Origin of the sequence: Ructibacterium gallinarum, assembly GCF_014982785.1 — a bacterium.
Classification (GTDB): domain Bacteria; phylum Bacillota; class Clostridia; order Monoglobales; family Monoglobaceae; genus Ructibacterium; species Ructibacterium gallinarum.
The window spans coordinates 56,635-80,828 of sequence record NZ_JADCKB010000013.1; the positions used below are offsets into that span (position 1 = coordinate 56,635).

At 38.0% G+C, this 24,194-nt stretch carries 14 protein-coding genes; 9 read left to right on the forward strand and 5 right to left on the reverse strand.

The genetic code is table 11. The features are described 5' to 3' along the window. Positions 1–75: 75 nt before the first annotated feature. From INF28_RS07490 to INF28_RS07500, 3 genes are all read right to left on the reverse strand, one after another. Positions 76–2,733, reverse strand: coding sequence for a hypothetical protein (locus INF28_RS07490; RefSeq protein WP_226392848.1), 2,658 nt, complete (start codon positions 2,731–2,733; stop codon positions 76–78). After that, the gene (locus INF28_RS07495) at positions 2,733–4,415 is read right to left on the reverse strand and encodes an S-layer homology domain-containing protein (protein WP_226392849.1); all 1,683 of its coding nucleotides are present in this window, start codon (positions 4,413–4,415) and stop codon (positions 2,733–2,735) included. The genes INF28_RS07490 and INF28_RS07495 overlap by 1 nt, the downstream gene beginning before the upstream one ends. A 70-nt stretch (positions 4,416–4,485) precedes the next feature. Then, on the reverse strand, positions 4,486–5,376 hold the full coding sequence (locus tag INF28_RS07500; RefSeq protein WP_226392850.1) for an AraC family transcriptional regulator: 891 nt from the start codon (positions 5,374–5,376) through the stop codon (positions 4,486–4,488). Between the two features lie 167 nt (positions 5,377–5,543). Between INF28_RS07500 and INF28_RS07505 the strand changes: the two genes are divergently transcribed. From INF28_RS07505 to INF28_RS07535, 7 genes are all read left to right on the forward strand, one after another. Further along, positions 5,544–9,863, forward strand: a complete 4,320-nt coding sequence (locus INF28_RS07505) for a stalk domain-containing protein (protein WP_226392851.1) — start codon at positions 5,544–5,546, stop codon at positions 9,861–9,863. 77 nt (positions 9,864–9,940) lie between these two features. Next, complete coding sequence (locus INF28_RS07510; RefSeq protein ID WP_226392852.1) at positions 9,941–12,550, forward strand: hypothetical protein; 2,610 nt, start codon at positions 9,941–9,943, stop codon at positions 12,548–12,550. A gap of 37 nt (positions 12,551–12,587) precedes the next feature. Further along, positions 12,588–15,725, forward strand: a complete 3,138-nt coding sequence (locus INF28_RS07515) for a hypothetical protein (RefSeq protein WP_226392853.1) — start codon at positions 12,588–12,590, stop codon at positions 15,723–15,725. 29 nt (positions 15,726–15,754) lie between these two features. After that, the gene (locus tag INF28_RS07520) at positions 15,755–17,362 is read left to right on the forward strand and encodes a type 2 periplasmic-binding domain-containing protein (RefSeq protein WP_226392854.1); all 1,608 of its coding nucleotides are present in this window, start codon (positions 15,755–15,757) and stop codon (positions 17,360–17,362) included. Positions 17,363–17,401: 39 nt separating this feature from the next. Further along, a complete protein-coding gene (locus INF28_RS07525) occupies positions 17,402–18,394 on the forward strand; it encodes an ABC transporter permease (protein WP_318961737.1) in 993 nt (330 codons plus the stop codon). A 13-nt stretch (positions 18,395–18,407) separates the two neighbouring features. After that, a complete protein-coding gene (locus INF28_RS07530) occupies positions 18,408–19,295 on the forward strand; it encodes a carbohydrate ABC transporter permease (RefSeq protein ID WP_226392855.1) in 888 nt (295 codons plus the stop codon). A gap of 75 nt (positions 19,296–19,370) precedes the next feature. Beyond that, entirely contained in the window at positions 19,371–20,561 is a 1,191-nt protein-coding gene (locus tag INF28_RS07535) for a glycoside hydrolase family 88 protein (protein ID WP_226392856.1), read from the forward strand. An 88-nt stretch (positions 20,562–20,649) separates the two neighbouring features. On the opposite strand, the gene INF28_RS07540 is transcribed toward INF28_RS07535, so the two are convergent. Both INF28_RS07540 and INF28_RS07545 read right to left on the reverse strand, forming a co-directional pair. Then, entirely contained in the window at positions 20,650–21,312 is a 663-nt protein-coding gene (locus INF28_RS07540; protein ID WP_226392857.1) for a single-stranded DNA-binding protein, read from the reverse strand. Between the two features lie 70 nt (positions 21,313–21,382). Continuing rightward, positions 21,383–21,703: a hypothetical protein gene (locus tag INF28_RS07545; RefSeq protein WP_226392858.1), complete on the reverse strand. Its 321-nt coding sequence runs from the start codon at positions 21,701–21,703 to the stop codon at positions 21,383–21,385. Between the two features lie 124 nt (positions 21,704–21,827). Between INF28_RS07545 and INF28_RS07550 the strand changes: the two genes are divergently transcribed. After that, a complete protein-coding gene (locus INF28_RS07550; protein ID WP_226392859.1) occupies positions 21,828–22,016 on the forward strand; it encodes a hypothetical protein in 189 nt (62 codons plus the stop codon). Between the two features lie 226 nt (positions 22,017–22,242). Beyond that, positions 22,243–24,192, forward strand: coding sequence for an excinuclease ABC subunit UvrB (uvrB, locus tag INF28_RS07555; RefSeq protein ID WP_226392860.1), 1,950 nt, complete (start codon positions 22,243–22,245; stop codon positions 24,190–24,192). Positions 24,193–24,194: the final 2 nt, after the last annotated feature.

Below are 24,194 nucleotides of genomic sequence, written 5' to 3' on the forward strand. Positions count from 1 at the left end.
AATTATTTATCAAAAAGGAGTGCTGATATTGAAGCACTCCTTTTTTGATGCAATTAATTCTTATGTGATTTATCATTATCTGTAAATTACAAGCACTTGGCATTCCACATATCGGGTTACAGCCAGTAGTTTGTCCGCTTGTGAAGGATTATGAATATAATTGATAATTTCATCTGCAGAAGCAGGATAAATTTTTTGTAGTGTTGAATCATAAACAACAGTAAAGGTTGGTATTTTTAGACAATAAGTGACCGTATTCATATCCTCAATTAAAGAAGGATCTATTGCTGAAGATACCAATTGCTGATTATTTACTCCATTGTACGCTGTACCAAAATAATAACGTAAGTTTTCGTTTTCTCCATTTCGGGTATAGAGCATTGTAAGTGAACTTGCATCAAAATCTTTTGCAATGTTAATAATGTTGTTTTTAGAATCAGCTACAAATCGCAGATAATCCCCCATGGCAAGAGGCAGTTCACCAGCCTCTTGGTTTTCATCTGTATACAAGTTTTCTAAAAGTGATTCATCTTCCAAATAAAAAGTTTTAAATGTACGATTTTCTGTATAAATATCAAGTTGTAATATTTTGAAACCCTCAGCGTTCATTCCGTAGGAAATGGAATTTAGAATGCCTTTGGAAGAATTGGCATCTAGTAATCCATACTTGCTCAGAATGTCAGTTTTATAAACAATTGCACGGGCTACTCCGTTAGAACTTACATTATATGCTTGCAGGGCAGATGCATTAAAAGGATAGTCATTTGTTAGTCCAGAAGAAGACGTAAGGAAGCATCTGTCTTCATCCGGTAGATCAGTATCATCTATAATAATGAAGATAGGCGCTGAAGGTGCAATGAAAAAGTGAGAGCCAACTGATTCAAGCGTAGTCTTATAATATACATATCCGGATGTAGTGTTTTTTCTCCAGGGATACAGCGTAAGATTATCGTATTCATCCATACTTTCATCCCAATATCCAGTGCTTTCTGTATCAGGCTGTTCCTGGCCATACAAAGTATCGATAAAGCGAATTTCATTTTCTGCATTCACAGAAAAACGGATAAGTTGTTCCTTTACCTGACCTCCTGGGGCAGCATATTTTTCATAAAATTGTTTTGCCTGTATATTGGGTTTGCGGTCTACGGTTACTTTGGAAGCTAAGGAATATTCATTGAGTACACCGTCCGAAGTAAATATACGTAATAGATATGTTTCACTTAATCCGCTAATTGCTGCTGCATTGATTAAATATCCATATTTCATTATACTTGTATCAGTGGTATATGCTGCTGCCCGGCCAGACGAATCCAAAAAGAGCGTAATTGTTCCGCCGCCTGGATTTGATGAGCCATACCATTGTTCAAAGTAAGGAGTGAATTCATATTTTTCTTCACCTACTGAAATTATATTTTCATCTGCGTTATAAGAAGTTAGTACTCCGCTGATATATTTATCAGATGCATCTAGATAAATATATTTTCCATCTTTTGAAACATAACATGTAATGGTCATATTTTCTGTCAGTGCAGAAAAGTCTGCTGTTTCCCCATTTAAAATGATATTTAATACAATATCATTATCAGAAGCATCAATCATGAAAGTACTATTTTTATCATATATTTGTTTGTTGCGTTGGTCAATGGATTGTACTACCATGGTTTGTGCACTTTGAATCTCCAGAACATCATAGCTGTTATTTTGACCCCGATCAATAAGCCGTAGCGCTCCATATTGAATTTGAAAATCATCTATAACAGGCTTGGGTAAGGCTTTTCCATTATACAGAACAACAGCGTTGCTGCTAAGATTTATCGTACGAATTCTTCCTTGCTCATCTAGATATTCTATAGTTGAAGAAGAGGCACTCACGATGTCTTGATAACTTATAGAGAGTTCATTGTTTTGATAAGCTTCCAGATAAACAATAGAAAACGCGCCATCTTCATCTTTGATAAATCCGCGGACTTGCTGACCAAGCAAAGAGTCGTAGCCTGACGAGGCATAAGAAATAGAATCAATTTCTATATACCCCTCTCTGCCGCCTTCTGAATCATATAAAGAAGTATACGCATTGGCTGTAACGATTCCTTTTACTTCTGAAAGGTGAAAATATTCGGTTAAGAAGGTGTGACCGGATTGTTGGGTATAAGTATAGGTGCTGCCGCCATAGGTGCGGATAACTCTAAGATCAATACTCAATGCATTGCCAAGTAAGGTCCAGAAGGTTTCAAAGGATAAGATATCCCCCGATATGTCAATATTGTTGGTAAGTCCAAGTTGTTGGGCAGTCATGCGATATCCTAAAGGAAAACCACCTTTCTCACCTGCTTCTAGTGCATAGCCGCATGCAACAACCAGCATTTTCAAGGCCTCATCTGGAGTAACGGCAACATCGGGATTGAATTGTTCGGCGGGGGAAAGAATTCCTTCACTTAATGCAGCATTGACAGCACTACATTCTTTCCGTGTAACTTCTATGTCAGAAAAGGATGATTCCGCAGCAGATGGAAAGGTATTTCCTCCGGACATTATTTGCATCAGAGTGTATACAAATTGTGCTCTTGTAACGGAATCTTCAGTACTTTCCGGCAAATCAAGGCCAAGAATGTTTAGCAATGTATAGGCATTACTTCCAGTTAAGACAAGATTGGATGCGGCAGATGCAGGCAAAATACCTAGTCCGGTCATTAAAAAGGAAAAGATAAGTATAGTGCAAATTATTTTTTTCATTATCTAACCTCTCCTTCCAAATAATCTATAAGACGACACACCAAAGCAGTGGTTTCGCCTCTGGTAATCGTATTTAAGGGACGGAATCCGTTTTCATCTCCGGTCATGATTTCAGCCTGGCTCAATGCGTTGACAGCCGATATGGCATAATCACTGATTTGAATATCATCGGTGAAAGAAGAAACTATATTCTCTTCAAGTAAAATATTGTGGTCTTGTAGAATACGCATACTTATGACGGCTGCGTCTTGCCGAGTTAAATTTCCATCCGGAGAAAACAACCCATCCGACCCAAGTATAATTTGCTTTGCAGCAAGCCCATAAACATATGGAGCGTACCATTCTGTGGCGGGGACATCTTTAAACATATCTGCATTACCTTCACTGGTGGAATATGAAAAAGCCAATGAAATTATTTTTGAAAATTCACAGCGGCTTACATTATTATCTGGATAAAAATTTCCGTCTGGAAAGCCATTTATAATACCTGTATCCCAAAGTCTGGAAATGTAGTCTCTAGCCCAATGATTTTTGGCATCTGCAGGTAAATTGTTAGAAACATTTTCTTCAGGTTTTAATATATTGGTATCAGCCTCCATCGAGGAGGGATGAATGCCTCCGCCCCCGCTGCTGCCGCCGCTTATTCCCAAATGTCCAGAACTGGAACCTGTTCCGGAAGTGGAAATGTTTTCTGTTAAATTAGATACTGCTTTATAAAACAGATTTGCTGCGTCAGAAAGAGATTGCACTGATTTCATTGAGCCGGCAATAGTGGTAAAAACTTGATTTTGTTGATTTTCTGACAATTGTAAATAGCCTGAAGAAGATAAATTGATGTTCAAAATTTCACTATTATTCAGCATTAAATCTTTTAAATATCCCCAGCCGCTGCAGGTGCGAAGTTGTGCAAGCAGACAGCAGTCTGCATATATTTGCTGCAGCGTGCCTGTTTGATATGTCTGATCAGCTAACAGAGCTGCTAAATCTGCACGAGTGTCAGCAGATAACTGATAATATTCTTCATAACTTATTCCAAAATAGGAAGCATAATTTTGAAATACGTTATCAGCAGCCATGCCACTTCTCAGCATAGCGATTGCAGTGCCTCCTAAAAATGTATTAACAAATCCAGGCAGATCGTAACTGCCGGTATTTAATTTTTCTGCAATCGAAGAAGCTTCATCTATAAAAGTGTTTACTTTCTCTAGATCAATTCCCAAAAGTTCTGCATTATTCCCATCTGTTAATATCTCGGAAATTTTCTCTCCCTGATTGATGCGGGTAATCAAAGCTGCGGTATTTGGGTCGTGTGGATTGGCGTAAAAAAAAGAATTTGATGCATGAAATAGGCCATTATTGGTTTGTGCATAAAAATAGATACCATATTTTCCACTTTTAAATTGGTCTGAAAAAGGTATTTTTTCAGAAATCAATCCATTTTTTGTTGTCAATATTAATTGAGAAACAATAGGAAGATGTTCAGGAGAAAAAGCAGGACTTTGTTCTGACCAAGAAGCAATGTTTACAGTTACGGCTGTCCCGGCTTCAGAACCTACAGAACCAGAAACTACCAAGGATTGATTTTGAACATCAAAAAACACACTAATCTCATCATTTGCATAACATGAAATCGCAAATAAGAGAAGTGTTGAAAATAAAGAAAGAAGAATAAATTTTTTCATTGTCACACCTCTTTGTTTTCAAAGAGATGATCAACTCACACCGATATAATAACGTAAAAAAATTAATTTGTCAAGAGTCAAATTGATTTTTATTATTTTTAAATTCTTTTTTTGATGTGTTTGATCCATCTTGAAAACTTTTTCTATACTCAGAAGGTGTCATATGATAAATCGATCGAAACATATTTACAAACAATGATAGGTTAGAAAAACCAACCATGGTAGCTATTTTGGAAACCGAAAAATTTGTGGCTTCAAGATAAGTACGTGCGTTATCTACGCGTATATGATTACGAAAAGCAATGGGAGAAAAGCCATATTGCTTTTTAAACTCGCGGCAAAAATGATATTTGCTAAGTCCGCACATAGTAGCATAATCATCCAAGGAAAGGTTAAGTTCTGAGTCGGTATACATACTGATTGCTATTTTTGTAACTGCATCAGAGGATAATTTAGTCTGTTTTTGATCCTTTTCATAAACAGCGCGATGCAAGGATACGAGTAAATTTATAAAATATGAAACAGCCGATACACCGGAAAATGGACCTTTAAAATAAAAATTTTCAAGAATTATACTTTCCAATTTTGCTGCTATAGACGTGGTAAAACGAATATGATAAATTGTATTGAGTTGAAATTGAAATTTTTTAAAAATCTGAGGATTTTTACATTTAAAGTTAATATAATAGTTTTCCATGGTTTCGTTATGTGTGTTGCATCTCATGGGTGATGATTTTGAATTAAAAAAGAAAAAATCACCTTCTGAAAGTGTAATGGGTTCTGCGTTATTTAAATAAAAAATTTCGTTTCCTCGTGCAATCATCATGAAGGTATAGCTATCATCACTGGGGACAAGTTGTGAAGAATGATCTGCAGGAAAAAAGCCTTGATCTTTGGGAACAACATTATGCCCTGCACTATCAATTATCAAAAAATATCCAAAAATATCTTCAAATTCCATTAATTTTTCATTCCTTTCATACATTAAATAGCAATTTATAGACGTAATTCAGCAATATCTGAGTTGACTTATTTTTATTATATCTTTAAACTATAACTAAGTCAAGAAAAATAATATAAAGAGGACGATCAACTCACAAAAAAGTCCGATGTTAGGAGATGAAAAGTATGGGAAACAAACCAATACATCGTCAAACAAAAAGGATAACAATTTTTTTTCTTGCTGTAATGTTTTTATGCACTTCTATTAATTCAATTTCAATTTACGCGGCACAGCAAACAGAAATGGTTGTCAGTTATTCTTTTAACGATTTGGTAACTAATGCAACAGCTACTTCTCTTAATATAAAGGGAGACAGTTATTACGTAAAAAAATATCAGGATCATGAGAAAGGGTTATATATCAATTTAAACGGAAGCAATACTTCCATTGAAGTGCCGGCTTCTTTAAAGGAAGATTTTTTAGTCGCTTTTGATATGCAGTCGGTAGGTACAGAGGTTACCGCCACTGTACAGCTGAAAAGCAGCTCTAAAACTTTTAATGCTCTCCAAATTAAAAATTCACATAGCGTTTGTACTTATGATAATAACAACATTGGATGTTTATCTGCTAATCAATTAAACCGTATTGAATTGCTGTTTCATGGTGGTTCGCTATCTTATGATATATATATTAACGGAAAAGCGGTTGCTGCAAATTATTATGCGGGTTCTTATATGCCATCAAGTATTGCTACGGTTGTATTTGGATTTTCTTCAGATCAGGAGGAAAGCGGTGTATTGATTGACAATATTAATATGGCACACACCAGCGTGATCCCTGATCAGTATCCATATGCTGCATGGAATGATGAAGAAATACCTCTTGATTTGTCACCGCCCAGTGTTGGAACAGCTATCATGATGCAAAATGATTTTTCAAAAACAACAAGTGGGATGGGAATTACCAAAAATGATCATATCTGGGAAATTACAGAACGGGAAGACGGAACTAGTTGCCTTTTAATCGAAAAAACAAATGATGAAAGTTCCCGTGCAGATGTTTCAGTCAGCGGAGAACAATACCGTTATATTGTTTTAGAAACTTCTATCCAATTGATTGATGCAAAGAGCAGATTGCTCCTAGGTGTTATGAAAAGCGATACATCAAAATGGGAAACACTGGTAAATATAAATGGAAAAAGTGTTTTGGCAAAAGGCAGGCAAATTGCCACTTTATCTACCAGTGAATTTACTAAATTGGCGTTTGCGTTGGATACTACTCAAATGACATTTGATGCATATGTAAACGGCGAACTGGTTTTAAAAGACGGAGATTATAATTTAGACGGCAACCTCATTCAATTACGTGTAGAGGTTCCGGCTGATGGATCCTGTAAATTGTATATGAATGAATATAATATTTATGAAGGAAAAGAACCCAGAGACTTGTCAACAGCAGGAGACGCTCCGAGTTATGATACCAGTGTAAATATGTTCCACGATTATACAGCACAGGAAATCATGTTAAAGGATAAAGTGGGATTACATATACGCAGTGGCGTTTTAACATCCAACGGATCGCGTAAAATCCTGAATCCTGCTCCCTATGTGGAGGATGGACATACAATGGTTCCAGTACGGGCGGTGAGTGAAGCATTTAATTTGCCAGTAAAATATGATGAGACAACTAGCACCGTGACAATAGATGAGAGAATTTCTTTTACTGTTGGACAAAACATTATGATTGTAGATGGAAATGAAATAACCTTAGAAATTCCAGCTGTAGAAAAAGAAGACAGAACTTTTTTGCCGTTGCGTGCTTTATGTGAGCAAGGATTAAGTAAGCAGGTATATTATGATGATACTACAACGAGTTCTGGGATGGTCATCATTAGTGATAAAAAATTTAATGCTCCTGAAGACCCTGATGCGTTGCAGCAATTAAATAACTATCTCTTTTATTATCGCCCATCCGAAGAAGAGCTCTTGGCAATTTTTAAACAGAATAATGAAACTTATGAACATCCACGACTGCATACTAACACCGAACGTTTGGAAGAGATGAAGATGGCAGCGGAACAGAGTGAAACATTACAAACATGGCTCAATACCCTAATTGCATCGGCAGATAGTCGTATTGCTGGTGAATTTGTTCCTTTTGATTATGATGTTTCTTCTGGGCGTCTTAATTATTCTACAGCTGAAGGTCTTCCTTCCATTGCAATTGGTTATCTTTTGACAAAGGATTCTAAATATATTGATCGGGCGTGGCAGATTATGAGCACATATTGTTCGTGGGATAATTGGTTTCCAGACCATTATCTTGATACTGCCATTACAGCGAATGCAATTGCAATTGCTTATGATTGGATGTATGATGGTTTTACTCCGGAACAGCGTAAAGTTATTGAAGACGGCCTATACCGTAATGCCCTGCGTGAAGCCTTGCTGTGGCAATATGGCGTTAAGAGTTCGGGAAGCAATAACAGCTGGCCATATATGTATAATAACTGGAATGAAGTATGTAATGGAAGTATGATAACAGTTGCTCTTGCTTTAATGGATGTATATCCTGAAGAGGCTAGCCGCGTTTTGGCAAATTGTTTTAAAGGTTTGGAATTCAGTCTATTTTACTATGCTCCTGATGGCGCATGGTTCGAAGGTCCAGTATATTGGGAATTTGGTACTTCATATTTGATAAGCGCATTATCAACATTAGAAACGGTAATGGGAACTACTTTTGCTCTGGATAAAGCCGAAGGAATTTCTAATACTGCTGATTATGGGCTAGATGGACAAAGCAGTCTTGGAACATTTAATTTTGCAGATGCAGATGAATATGACAGTAATACGGATTACCAATTCTGGCTTGCCAGACACTTTGATAAGCCGGAAGTTACAAACGCTGTCCTTCATAACACAAAAGGTGGTATCATTGGACTATCGCCCCTAACACCGCTATTTGCGGATTGGACTTCCTTGGAAAAAGAAACGGAGCAACGTCCATATGATGCTTATTTTGGCGGTAATACGCAAATTATTACAATGCGCGACAGCTGGGAAAGCGAAGAAACCTATTTGGCTACAAAAGGCGGAGTGGAAGCACACTCGCATGGGCATATGGATATCGGTGGTTTTGTTTTTGATTCAATGGGTGAACGATGGGCAGCCGAGTTGGGCGTGGAAAACTATAGTGTTCCTGGTTTTTGGAACATTGAAGGAGGAAAATGGAAATGTCTGCGTAATCGCGCTGAGGGGCATAATACATTAATCATCAATCCAGATGGAACCGGCATTGATCACACCTTATATGCAGAATCAGAAGCAGAATTGAGGGAATCAAAACCGAAAGGCGCGATAGGTGTTGTAGATATGTCCGAACCATTATCGGCTTATACCGAAAGCGCTCGTCGCGGATTCTTCTTGACAGATTACCGAAAGAGTCTTGTAGTTCGTGATGAATTAGAACTTACGGATGCTTCGGAAATCTATTGGATGATGTATACGAAAGCCATGGAAGGCAAAATTGATGGAAATAGTGTAATACTTACGCAAAATGGGAAAAAATTACGCATGGATTTTTTGACCAATGGTAATCTTACCTTATATTATGAAGAAGCCAAGGCAATGGAAGGAATGCCAACAGTTTTGGGCGAAACGGATAATAGCGCTTTTAGAAGGGTTCGGGCAAAAATCACAGGAAGCGGAACAATTCATATAACGGTTAAATTGACTCCAATCGGCATTTATTCGACTGATGTCTCTGAGTATAATATTTCCATTGATGACTGGCATGTACCTGATGGTGAGATCACTGAAACACCTACCATTGATAATTTGATGTTGGATGGAGTACCCGTAGAGAATTTTACTCCTTCCCAAACAACGGTGACTGCCAGTTATATTTTAGGAGATACGCATGTTCCCCAAGTAAATGCGACGAGTGAACAGTATCGCATTGCAATAGACAATGCGGAATCATTGGATGATGTTGCGGTGGTGAAAGTGTACAGTAATGAAGACGAGAATTATTATAATGCGTATATAGTTGGCTTTATTGGATTAGCTCCCGCTCCAGACTTTACGGCGGAGGGGGTACAAACCTGGCAGATTTATAATGTCACTGCCAGTGCGGAACCACAACCGGTCAATAAAAAGGAAAATGCATTTGACAATGATTTTAATACACGCTGGTCGGCACAAGGTATCGGAGATGTATGGATTCAAGCCGATTTGGGTGAGGTGCGCACTGTAAATCAAGTATATTTAGCAACTTGGCTTGGAGCAGCAAAGGATGGAAGAAAAATGTTCTTTTCAATTTCGTTGTCTCAAGATGGAGAAAATTTTGAGACCGTTTATGATGGAAGTACCAGTGGAACTACCGAAGACTATGAATTATTTGAATTCGAACAGCGTGATGCAAGGTACATACGAATTAATTGCGGCGGTACAACCACAGGAGATTGGAATAGTATTTTAGAGCTGGTAGTAGGATATAAAGGTTAGAGAAAGGAGTCGGCTTTTTGCCGGCGATGGGCAGAGCTGCTTTCATGCAGCTCTGCTGGAAAGGATGGTGGTGTTTTTTGAAAAAGTGTTGGTTTATGTTTTCAATTGCAGTTTTGTTGTTTATCGTTCTCCTCTCAGGCACTGTTTTGGCTGAGAACATCGAAAACTGGGAATTTGATGATACAGAATTGCCAAAGGAGATGACTGTAACTTTAATGCCGGATAATGATCCTTCTGCCGCAGAAGTCCGGACTGAGAATGGCAGACTTTTACTTGCAACAGATAGCACGGGAGAAAGCGGTACGTCAGCTCGCAGAATTGCGCGTGTGGATACCAATAAGGTATACACTGCTGAAAATGGCATTATGGTTTGTTTCACTATGGAAATAGATGAATCTGAGATTGGAAGAAATATAGGCTTTAGCGGTGATACAGATATTCCTGTAATAACGGCAAATGGATTGAACTTGACTGTTTTGGGACAGGAAGCTGGAACGATGAATGCTGGACAGGAATATACGATCTGTATTTACTCTGGTGAAAAAACATGTATATCAATAGATGGTGCAATCTATGAGCAGGAAGGAAGAATCTTGGATATAAGCAATGTTTGGGGGATTTACTGCAATTCTGTTGGAAGAGAAGCTGATATAGTCTCAAAAACTTACTTTGATCATTTTAATATTTACACAGGTGGAGAATACTCCTGTTCTGCCAATGTACAGGAAGGTGAAATGTTATCCGAATTAAATACATTGAATTTTTCGTTTGGGATTCCACTAATGAAACAACCACAGGTGCTGATAGAAAATGAAGATGGTACGGTTGAGACTTTTGTTAATTTTCTGTTTGACAATATCATGATTCAAAGTAGCCAAGGATTTTCAAAGGATAATTTTTATACAGTAACAATATCTGATATTATTTCTGCTGACGGTACACAACAGCCAAATGTTATTCTTCATTTTAGTATCGCTCCTGAGGGGTATAAGAAGCCCGAGGTATCATTGTCAGAAATACCTATGTTGGTTCGCCCAGGAGGTGAAATAACCGCGCAGCTACAGGCTGTGTCAACTTATCCGATTGAAGAAATGGTTGTGTATGTAAATGGAGCTTCTTCTCCTGTGACTAATGGAGTATGGAAGTATACGTTTGCACAGGAAGGAAGCTATACTATTTATGGATATGCTCGGGATACACTGGGAGGAATAGGGACAACTGAGCCTATTGTAATAACCGTTGCTAACAACAGAAATCCGGAAATTCAGCTGTTAAATGTTAGCGATAGTATGTCTGTTGAGAATATGCGTCAAATACAGTTCGACATTTCAGATGATACGGGCATTCAAAACGTTTTTTTCTGGATTAATGGTAAAGATGTGACAAACTTTGTTGTACAAGCCGAAAATATTTATATTCTTTCAGGATATGAAGCGTGTTTGGGAGATATGAAGATTGAAGCGAAGGCGATAGATGTGGATGGGGCTGAAACTGTTTTTTCAAAAACTGTTTTGGTACTGTCGGATTCCATGGAAAGTAGGCTAGGTGTTTCAACCGGGTTTGATAGTGGAATGTCAGCTTCCGGCATTGGTTATATTACCAACTCCATACTGGCAGAAGTAATCAAACTAGACGCAAATAATGTTCTTTCTATCCATCAACCCGAGAGCGGTGATGCGACAAACTTTAGAATATATATGAGTTCTTCCACCTCGGATTTAATTGGCAGTGGTATGGACATATATATTCCAGATATGGTGGATGGAATGGAAATTAGAGGAATTGTTAAAGGCGATGGCGCAACCGAGTGGCCAACGGTATATCTTGTTCAGGGTTCCTCTTTAAGTTTATCAAATGGAGCGGGAAATATAATTATTCCAAATTGCTTTCAAGCTAATACATGGTACCGATTGGAAATATGTGTAGACCCGATACAGGGAATTTACTGGTGCTGGCTGGATGGCACAATGGTAACACCTCCTGAAGGATATCATTTTGAAGGACTTGTCTCACAAAAAGCAGCAGAAATGCGGTTGGAATTTAAACCGCAAAATGGACAAAGCGTATATGTGGATAATGTAGAAACACGATGGTATTCCCGATGCCCACAAATCAGTTCAATTTGTGCCGAAGATCAAAGCATAGTTGTTTATTTGGATGCAGCAGTAAATAATCAAGATTTCAGCGGAATCATAGTCAACGGATATGGAAAAGAGCTGGAAATTGAGAGCACCGTTTATGATAGTGCAGCCCGGAGCTTAATTATTACACTAGCTGCTCCCTTGAATAGCTCGAGTGAATACCTAGTAACATTGCCGGAGGGATTAACATATGGAAGTAGTGGAGAAACAGAATATCCCATTACGAAATATTTTACAACGGAAAGTCAGGCATTTGATGTGCTGCGTGTTAATTTTACACAGAAAGATTTAAAAGTTGGAGCTTCAGCGGTGGTACAAAACCTTAGTACAGATAATCGAACGATTGTAATGGTTATGGTGGAAAAATCAGAAATCGGTGCGGTTGAAAAGGTTTTTTCGTCTCAAGTAATCAATATAGGACCTTCAGAAACAGCACAGGTAAGTATAGAGGCCTTGGCTGATATTGCTAAACAGACGGAAGTCTTTTTCTTGGAAAATTGGGAAACATGCCTTCCGGTCAAAGCGGTTGTATATAGCCGCGATTAATTTAAAAAAAAATAATTAATATAAAGGGGGAACAATTATGAAAAAGATTTGTTCGGTATGGATTATACTTTCGCTGATGATTTCAATAGTTTTGTGGGGAGTATATCCAGTTTTTGCTCTGGAAATTGTATCAACCGATGCTAACATTGAAGTGGATAATGCCGGACAGACAATTTATGTGTATGACAGTGAAACAACGGTTGCGCAATTAAAGGCTGCTTTAAGTGGATATGAGAATATTGTATACAAAAAAGGTGGAACCGTACCTGAAGTTGATACCGAAAAAGTAAGAACAGGAACGGTAGAGGCAGATGGGGAGATTTATACTGTAGCTATGAAAAAGATAATTCAGCAGATTGATATGTCCGAAGAACGCCATTCTTTAGGACTTGGTGGCACGAGGCAATCGGCTGTGGGCGGTAAAAGTGGCGACGATTTTTCTTGGGTTATTTCTACTGCGGGTGGCTATGGTATGCAGGCGACTTGGCCTGCATATGGAGATAAGAATGCGTCAACCATTCGAACTTATACTATGAGTATATATATTCCTGAAACGGTTTCGACTTCGGGAAACGAAGGGAATGATGTAGCGAATGGTATTGATAATATTAATATGATTATTCAGACAGATAGTGATAATTCTTGGAAAATTCAGCAAAAATTTTATGGCAATGGAACGGCTGGAGTGGCAAATGAAGGAAGCAGTACGGTTAATGGAATAACACTTGGAACATGGCATACGTTGGCTACAACAATTAAACCAATAAAACAAGCCGATGAAACTTACAGAGCTACTGTTTTATCCTATATTGATGGAAGCAAGGTGGGAGAATGCACTCTTGGGTCTTATAAAGGCGTCAACAATCTTAAAATAGAATTATCCATCCCATCATCAGCTGGTATGATTGCTTTAGATGATTATATGGTTTATAGTGGTTCTTATATCAATGAAGAGATTGAATCTCTGAATTCCAATGTGGTTGAAATTCAAGGTCAAACAATTTATGTGTATGATTCAGAATTGACAAAAGCTGAGTTTTTAGCTTTACTTTATTCTGGAGGAAAGAATATAGAATACTATCAAGACGGTTTTCTTGCTCAGGATAGTGATATTGTCAATGGTGGATATTTAAACGTAGATGGCAAAAAATATACTGTTTCCATGAAAAAAGTTTTCCTTGAGGAAGATTTTCAAGATGATACTATTGTATTAAGTGCAGCAGATATCTCTGCGGTGCACTCTATGAGCCGAGAAGCCGGTTTGTATGGAAAAGCTGAGGATGATTATTCATATGTTATAAAAGCTGTCAATGCAGACACAGAAACTTCACCTTATTTTCAGACATGGGCCGGAAATGGAAAAAATCAGAAAAACATTACATATGAAATTAGCGGATATCTGGTTTCGGGCAGCGGAACAATGTTGAAACTGGTTTTACCTTTATATAAAAAAGATGGAAATACAGATTGGTCTATACAACCATATTTAGACAGTGAAGGGAAAGCAGTTTTTGGGGATGTGACCACAACGATAACCAAAGATCAATGGCATACTTTATCTGTGACGATATATCCTGTTGAACAAAAAGCAGCAATGTTTCTTGATCAAATTAAGATCACAGAAATCACATTAGATAATTTTGATAGTGTTCGTGAATGTAGAATTCAGCCTACTTTTCCTGCGGCTGGAGATACTGTGAAGGAAAGCTGGGTTGCGATTGATGATTTGAAAGGTTACTATGGTGTTTGTACATCAAAAACAGTTACCCCGGTATCTAATGATGACAGCATAGAAATTGTTGGAAATAATATATATGTTTATCGCAGGAATATGACGAAGGAAGAACTTCTTTCCAAGATCACAGCAGAAGGTGTAGTTTTAAATTATTATAACGAAAAAGGAGAAATCGCATCAGAAAAGGATATAGTAAAAAACGGCACCGTGACTGTTGGAGAAAGTACTTATACTGTTTGGATGAAAAAAGACTTGTTTGATACAATAGATTTTTCTGATGAAAGTGATATCATTGATTTTTATCAATTTAATACAGCGATTTATGAACGTCAAACAGGTTTTCAAGGAAAGAAAACAGATGATTATTCCTGGATGGTGTCCACTGTAAGTGGAGAAGGTGAAAAAAGAAGCTGGCCTGTTTTTGGATCACCAGACGAGAAGAAACCAGTTACTTATGAATTGAATTTTTATGTGCCATCTGAATGTATCAATTCCGAAGGGGAATTGGAAAAGAATCAGCTGAATTATTTTAATTTTGTGGTTCGACGTTCAGGAAGCGATTGGAGATTACAGACAAAAATTATGGGTGACGGGACAGTATCTATCCCAAATGATTTATTTAACGAAGACGGAGGATTTGAGAAGAATGATGATTTAAAAGAAGAAATTGGATTAAACAGTTGGCATTTTGTGGCAGTAACAATTATTCCTGATGGAAATGGAAATGCAATGACGCATATTTACATGGACGGAACCCAGTATGGGCAGGTATACCTGACTGATTATGCAGGCGTTTCGGAAATCCAACTTCAGTTTAATGCTCCCTCATCGGTCCCTGCAGCCATTGTACTGGATAATTATTCAGGATACTATGGTGAATATGATCCAGATGCAGATACGATTCTGACCTGTCCTACCGGTGAAGGCGTGATCGCTAATAGCCTGGAAGGGTATATTGGAATTCAACAGGAATATACCGTAGCAGAATTTAAGAATTTATATAGCAATTCCATTTTGAATCTATATGATGACTCTTCTATGAGTTCTAATACAGGTGTGAATAATTTTGGCGTGTGCGGTGAGGAAGAGTATGCTTTATTTAGCAGCCCAAGCGGAAGATGCTTGCGTGGCTATAAGGTGGTTATGTTGGGAGAGGATGTTACTGCAGATCAGCCAGTAATTACAGTGGAAAATGGAAAAGCCTCGGCAGAAACAATACTGACGGGAACGTTTGAAAATGGAGGTTCGGCAATATTAGCTATAGCGCTTTATAACAAAAATGGAGCATTAACAGCATTTGAAACTGCCGAAGGAAATGTGACGGTTAGAGATAAATTGAGTGTATCTTTAAATGCAGATACATCAGATATGACTGTGAAAGCTTTTGTTTGGGATTCTCTCTCTTCCATGAAGCCGCTTAACGATACAGCAAAGAAATGAGTTCAGAATAAAAAGAAAGGATGGGTTTTATGAAAAAAATAATTGCACTGATGCTGGCTACAGTAACCGTTGTAAGTTTTACAGCTTGTGGGCAAAAACAAGCTGTAAATGATACTGAATTAAAAGAAGTGACCACCACTGGGGAATACCCGATGGATACCGATGTTGAACTGCGGTGGTGGATGCAGCTTCCTTCACAGGTGACGGCATATGGTACTAGTTTGAATGACACACCCTTTGCGCAGTATCTGTATGAAGCGACAGGCGTCAAGGTGAAGTTTGAGCATCCTGTATCTGGTGAGGAAGAGGCGGCCATGAATATTTTGTTATCTTCTGATGATATGCCGGATATTGTGGAGTGGAACTGGAATAAATATTCTGGAGGCCCTGACAAAGCAATTGAAGACGGAGTTATTCTGGAGCTTGATTCCTATATGGATCAAGTACTGCCAAATTTAAAAAAGGTATACGATGAACATCCTGATTGGGCAAAACAGGCACAGTCTGCTGACGGACATTATTATATGTTTCCCATGATTAATGAAGATGAAGAACTTTCCTCCTACATTGCTATGCTTGTGCGTAAAGATTTATTGGATAAAGCCGGTCTTGAAGCACCGGATACTTTGGAAGAATGGGAAAATGTGTTATATACTTTTAGGGATATGGGCGTAGAAACTCCGCTCAATCTCAGATTGTCCAATTATTGGCTGGAAGACGTGACGCCTTTTGGTAATTTCTTTGATTTTATTGGAACTTTTTATCATGATGAAAATGGAACCATTCATTTTGGACCTTATGAGGAAGATAAATTTACTCCATGGGTGCAATTAATGAAAAAATGGTATAATGATGGAATTTTGGATAAAGAATTTGCTGATGGGGATATGAAACGAATTAATGCAATGGTAACTAATGGAGAAAACGGTGCATTATTTGCTTCCATCGGCGGGGAACTTGGTGGTTTTCTATCCGCTATTCCTGAAGGAAGTGGAATTGAATACCAAGCGGTCAATGTTCCTACAAAAACAAAAGGCGAAATAGGAAATTGGTGGAACAAAGGCTTTGATGTTTCTATAGATAACGCTGCAACCATTACGGCCTCTTCGAAAAACAAAGAGATTGCAGCTCGACTTTTGGATTTTGGATATACACAGGAAGGATATATGCTTTATAATTTTGGTAAGGAAGGAGAATCTTATGAGATAAAGAATGGTGTTCCTACTTATCTGCCTTCCATAGTAGATCCTGATCAAAATGGAAATTTAACAATTGCACAGGGAATGTCGAAATGCAGTCGTGCAAATTACTGGGGGCCGTTTGTGAGAAGTGTGGAATATATACATCAATTTTATCCCTCAGAAGTACAAAAGGATGCATTGAAAAAAACGGCTTCTAATACGCTAAATTATAAATATCCTAATATTTCTTTGTCGGCTGAGGATAGCAAGACATATAATGACATTATGACCCCTATTGATACCTATCGCGAGGAAACAATAACAAAAATTATCTCTGGTAAAATGGATTTTTCTGAAATGGAAAATTATTATGCTGAATTAAAACGATTGGGCATTGAAGATGCGATTGCTTTGAAACAAAAAGCTTATGATGAATATATCAATGCACAGAAATAATATAACATCCTACGCCATGGATCTGCCGGGAGTCCTTATGTGCTCCCGGCAGGAAGCCATAGTGCGGCGCAGAACGGAGGAATTGAGATGAAGTCCAAACCCATCCAGGAAACAAAAACATTAGATGCTCGCCTTCGGCGTGATTTCAGAAAAAATAAAAGTCTCTATCTTATGGTATTACCTGTTTTGGCTTTTTATATTTATTTTTGCTATAAGCCAATGTATGGTGTCTTGATAGCTTTTCAGGATTTTAATTTTCGTGCCGGCATGACCGGAAGTCCATGGGTTGGACTGGAAAATTTTAGAAGATTTTTTGCGGATCCATACTTTTTTAGAAATATAAAAAATACATTGGTAATCAGTTTGGCGAGTATTGTGTTTGGATTTCCTGCGCCAATTTTGCTGGCTTTGCTGATTAATGAAGTTGGCAATCGATATTTCAAAAAAACAGTACAGACAATTACGTACATGCCTTATTTCATTTCTTTGGTGGTATTGTGTTCCATGGTAAAAAGCTTTGTAGCCTCTGACGGTATTATTACCCGGCTGGTTAATATACTTACCGGAGGAACAATAGAAGAATCCATGTTGAATTACGCCGGTTTATTTGTGCCTATATATGTCATTTCTGACATATGGCAGCAGGTAGGATGGGGAAGTATTATTTATCTTGCCGCATTATCCGGTATTGATCAGGAATTATATGATGCTGCGGATGTTGATGGCGCAGGGCATATTAAAAAATTAATACATGTTACGCTTCCTTGTTTATCACAAACCATCATTGTTTTGCTAATCCTTCGCCTTGGCGGTATTTTATCTGTTGGTTATGAGAAAATTATTTTGTTGACCAATGCGTATAATGCGGAAAGTTCAGAGATTTTATCCTATTATATTTATAAAAAAGGGATTGCTGGGGGTGAATATGGTCTGGCTACAGCAGCTGGATTATTTAATTCAGTCATTAACTGTATTTTTGTAGTAGGCGCCAATTATATTAGCAGAAAATTTTCAGATACATCATTATGGTAGGAGGCATGAGAAAATGAAAATAAAAAAAACCAAAAGCAGATTGGTATTTGAGGTTTGTAATACCATCTTTTTATGTCTGATGGTCTTTATAACTTTATACCCGCTGTGGTATGTTGTCGTAGCTTCTTTTAGTGAATCTAACGCATTAATGCGGCATGGTGGCAATTTGCTGTATTGGCCTTTAGATTTTACATTTGATGCCTATCTTAAGGCGTTTACGAATCAAAGTATTTTGTCCGGATATCGGAATACACTATTCATTGTTGTAGTTGGTGTGATCATCAGTATGATTTTGTCTTCTGTTGGGGCGTATTTTCTCTCTTGCCGGGATGTTATGTTTAAAAAACCAGTTACAATTTTAATTTTATTTACCATGTGGTTTTCCGGTGGATTGATTCCGTTTTATATCGCTGTACGGGATATAAAACTGAATGGAAGTTTGTGGTCATTGATTATTCCAACTGCAATCAGTACTTATAATATGATTATTTTACGGACTGCGTTTGATTCTGTTCCTGATAGTTTGGAAGAAAGTGCATATTTAGATGGAGCAGGTCATTGGTTGATTTTATTTCGTATTATGCTTCCGCTGTCCAAAGCTACGATTGCAGTGATTGCATTATATTATGGCGTAGGATATTGGAACGCATGGTTTAATGCATCTATTTTTTTGCAGGGTAATACTGATAAATGGCCATTACAGCTTGTCTTACGGCAAATATTAATCGCAAATGATACAAGTAGTATGACCCAGGGAGTAAGCGTAGGCGATCAGGAAAAAATTGGTGAATCTATTAAATATGCGGTGATTGTTATTGCTACACTTCCTATTCTTTGTGTATATCCGTTTGTGCAGAAATACTTTGTCAAAGGGGTAATGATTGGTGCTGTAAAAGGATAGAAGATTTTTTGAAACTTTTAAATGCGATACAGCCAGAAAGGGAAAAGAAATATGTTGAGTCAAACTTTAGTGGAAATGAAAAAAGAAATAGCTATAAATCAGGATATTTGGAACAAAATACAGAGTTTACCGCCGTTTACACGAGAAGAATGTAAGAAAATGTTAGATGAAGCAACGGCAAGGGTGAAAAAAAATTTGGATATTTTTAAAAATGATACCATGCCACGGCATTCCAGCGAAAAAAATGTATATCCGGTGGATACAAATCATGACTGGAGTTCCAGCTTTTGGTGTGGAATACTTTGGTTGGCATACGAATATACCAGCGATGAAATCTTTAAACAACAAGCATTTATACAATGTCAAAGCTTTCGGGAAAGATATATCCAACGCCGGAGCCTGGATAATCATGATACGGGCTTTTTATATACACTTTCTTGTGCAGTGGGATATCAGTTAACCGGAGAAAAATGGTTGAAAGATATCGCTGTTGGTGCGGCGGATATTCTTATACTTCGGTATAAGAAAGATGGTGGCTTTATTCAATCATGGGGAGATAATGGAGAAGAAGGATATTATATGCTGATCGTAGATAGCCTTATGAATTTATCCCTGTTATTTTGGGCAAGCGAGGTGACTGGAGATCCCAAATATGCAAAGATAGCGAACCAGCATGCAGAAACCTGTGCAAAAACGGTATTGCGCAGGGATGGTTCTACATATCATGCATTTTATTTTGATCGGGAAACTGGTAAGCCGGATCATGGAGAAACAGCACAAGGGTTTTCAGATGATTCAACTTGGGCAAGAGGACAAAGCTGGGCAATATATGGCTTTTCTATCGCATATGCACACACTGGAAATCCCAAGTTTTTAGAATGTTCGCACAGAGCTTCAGCATATTTTTTGAATCATCTCAGAGATGATTTTTTATGCTATTGGGATTTATGTTTTAAAAAAGAGGATCATCAGCTTTTAGATAGTTCGGCGTCAGCTATAGCTGCCTGTGGCTTAATGGACTATGCAGAGCGTGCACAGGATAACTTGGCGTGGTATCGTCATGCGGCCGGAATTATGTTACGCAGTCTTTATCAAGTTTGTGGTGCACATTTGGATCCGAAATCCAACGGACTTTTATTGCATGGCGTTTATTCTATTCCACATAAGCTTGGCGTTGATGAATGCTGTATTTGGGGAGATTATTTTTATATGGAAGCTCTTTTGCGAATTTGGAAAGGCGCTGGCGGTTGGAAAATCTACTGGTAAGATTTATTTCTATTTTGTTTGATTATTGCAAAACGGTCTGCTTTTCTCCTACAAGCAGACCGTTTTATTAATAATAAAAGTTAAAGTGTTATCCATTTTCACTGCATTCTGTTTCTTGTGGAATATCTAATTCTAATTCCATTTTTGAAATTGAAATTTCATATGCTGTACGTGTGACCAGCTGATCATCGTCCAGACGCTTTTGGTATTCTCTACTTTGAATTCTGCCCCAAACTTTTAAATGCGTGCCTACTTCTAAACGGCGTGCAAATTTTGCGTTGCGGCCCCAGGCAATACATGGGATATAATCAGATTTATGATAAAATCGGTTTACTGCTAGTAAAATATCTGCTATTTCTCTTTGAAATGGGGTGGTTCGGTAAATAGGGGGTTTGCAAATATATCCATTTAAAAAAATCTGATTTGGGTCTGGGTGTTCTTCCGGATGTTCTGCGTATGTTATTTCACGTGCAAAAACAGTTAGAATTAACCGGCTGCCGGTTTGAGAAAAACTATTGTAAGAACGAAATTGCCCTTCAATACGCAGAATGTCCCCCAGTTTAGGTTCCAAAACAGGAAAGAAACGTTCTGATACCGTAATATTTATAGTGTCATAATTTTCGCTTAGCCGAGGAATTTCTAACTGAAACATATAAAAGCGCTCTCCGTAAATCATATGAGAAAACGCAGGATTACTGCATACCCGGCCGATCACAGTGACCTTGTTGTTCTCAAAATAAGTATTTTCCACATCATTCACTCCCGTCAAAAAGTAACCACACGATACCGTTTTTTTACAGTATATTCACGGTATGCCAGACTTAGAACTCTAGACAGCTGATAAGTGAAATGGGTACGCCGCAAAGCAAAAGAAGGGTGACTAACGCAAGATATGGGTAGATATCATCCGGTTTTTTGTGCCAATGTACATTAAATTCCTGTGGTGACAATTCGTTTTGTTCCAGTGTAAAAATACTGCGCTGTAAACAGTAGGTAAATCCGTCATCGCTTAAACTTGATGCAGTAACGGTGGATCGCAAGGAAAGGCCACAGGTTAGTAGACATATTCCGTTCAGCTGTATTCCGGTTGTATCCGTTTCTTTGTCTCCGTTTAAAATTAAGGTATTTCCTATTTTAATCATATTATCACCCTTTCATAGGATTACCTTTTCTATAGGCAGATATTCGGACTTTGGTAAATTATCTGTATTTTTTGTATGAAAAAAAAGAACGTTTCATATACTGGAAGAAAAAGGAGGAATTAATATGAAAATATGGATTTTAACAAAAAAAACAGGCATTTTATTAGCTATTGGAGTATTTTTGTTAATATGCTTGCTATGGCTTGGAAAAAATGACGCCGTTACAGTTTCGGGAGCAAAACGCGACTTGCCTATTTACTGTGTAGATAAAGGGGAAGAAAAAGTTATCTCTATTAGTTTCGATGCCGCATGAGGAAACAGTAAATAAGGAAGGTTGTATTTTGTATTCTTCCTTCAAAATTTTCAATTCCAAGAATATATTTTTGCGAAAATAGAGAGACTGATTCTATTGGAAACCTTTCCCGGTAATTTCAGGGATTTAGTTAAAAATTCATGAAACCTCTTGAAATGTAGCTATACACTATGCTATAATTAAAAAATATGAACCCATAGAGAAAAGATAATTTGAGGTGACATATATGGAATTTCAAGTGGTATCTCAATACAAGCCTGCCGGTGACCAGCCTAAGGCTATTTCGCAGCTTGCGGATGGAATTCTTAGAGGAGATAAGTTTCAAACATTGCTTGGGGTGACCGGAAGCGGAAAAACATTTACTATGGCCAATGTGATTGAAAAAGTACAGCGGCCCACCTTGGTACTTGCGCATAATAAAACACTGGCTGCACAGCTGTGCAGCGAGTTTAAAGAAATTTTTCCGCATAATGCAGTGGAATATTTTGTATCCTATTATGACTATTATCAACCAGAGGCATATATCCCTTATTCTGATACGTATATCGAGAAGGATGCTTCTACCAATGAGGAAATTGATAAGCTGCGGCACAGTGCAACCGCTGCGTTATTTGAACGCCGGGATGTGATTATTGTTGCCAGTGTGTCATGTATTTATGGCTTAGGTGATCCAATTGACTATAATAATATGGTAATTTCTCTACGGCCGGGGATGGAAAAAGAACGAGATGAAGTAATTGATAAGTTGATTGAAATTAAATATGAAAGAAATGACATCAATTTTACTCGTAATAAATTTCGTGTCCGGGGAGATATTTTGGATATTTTTCCTTCAGATGCAATGACCAATGCCATTCGGGTAGAATTTTTTGGTGACGAGGTCGAAAGAATTAGTGAATTCAATCCGGTAACCGGGGAAATTGTTGCCCAACGTAAGCATATTGCCATATATCCAGCCTCTCACTATGTTACTACTCCGGAAAAAAGAGAAAGGGCAATTGCGAGTATAGAAGCCGAGTTAGAGGAAAGATTAGCAGAATTGCGTAAAGAAGAAAAATTAGTTGAAGCGCAGCGTTTGGAGCAGAGGACACACTATGATATTGAAATGATGAGGGAAACAGGATTTTGCAATGGGATAGAGAACTATTCTCGCCATATCAGCGGCCGTGAGCCAGGCAGCCCGCCTTTTACATTGATCGATTATTTTCCGAAAGATTTTCTACTATTTGTGGATGAATCTCATGTAACTTTGCCTCAGGTCCGGGCCATGTATGCAGGGGATCATTCTAGAAAAGAAAATTTAGTGAAATATGGTTTTAGACTGCCATCCGCATTTGACAACCGGCCTTTGACTTTTGATGAATTTTATGCCAAATTAAATCAGGCTGTTTTTGTTAGTGCAACGCCTGCCGAATTTGAACGGGAACAGTCCACCCGTGTTGTGGAACAGTTGATCCGTCCAACAGGCCTGTTAGATCCAGAAATAGAGGTAAGACCAATTGCAGGTCAGGTGGATGATTTGTACAGCGAAATTATGGATCGTGTTGCTAAGGATGAGCGGGTACTAGTGACAACACTAACCAAAAAGATGGCGGAACGCCTTACGGAATATTTTGAGGATATGGGAGTGCGTGTTCGATATTTACATTCTGATGTGCACACCATAGAACGAATGGAAATCATTCGTGATTTAAGATTAGGCGTTTTTGATGTTCTAGTTGGAATCAACTTACTCAGAGAAGGTCTGGATATTCCCGAGGTGTCTCTGGTTGCGATTTTAGATGCAGATAAGGAAGGCTTTCTGCGAAGTGAAACCTCTCTAATTCAGACCATTGGACGCGCTGCTCGGAATGCCGGGGGCAAGGTGCTGATGTATGCTGATCAGATTACCAAATCAATGGAGTTTGCTATTTCGGAAACCAACCGACGGCGTGCACTTCAGCAAACTTTTAATGAAGAACATGGTATTGTGCCGAAAACCATTCGGAAGACAGTGCATGAGGTTATCGAAGCAACACAATCAGTAGAAAAACATCAAGTTTCCAAGACTGAAAAAGATGTGACACAGACCATTGCAGAATTGACTACAGAGATGAAAAAAGCTGCTGAACTATTGCAGTTTGAACTTGCGGCTCAGATTCGTGATGAAATCCGTCGTTTGGAAAGCGAACAATAAAG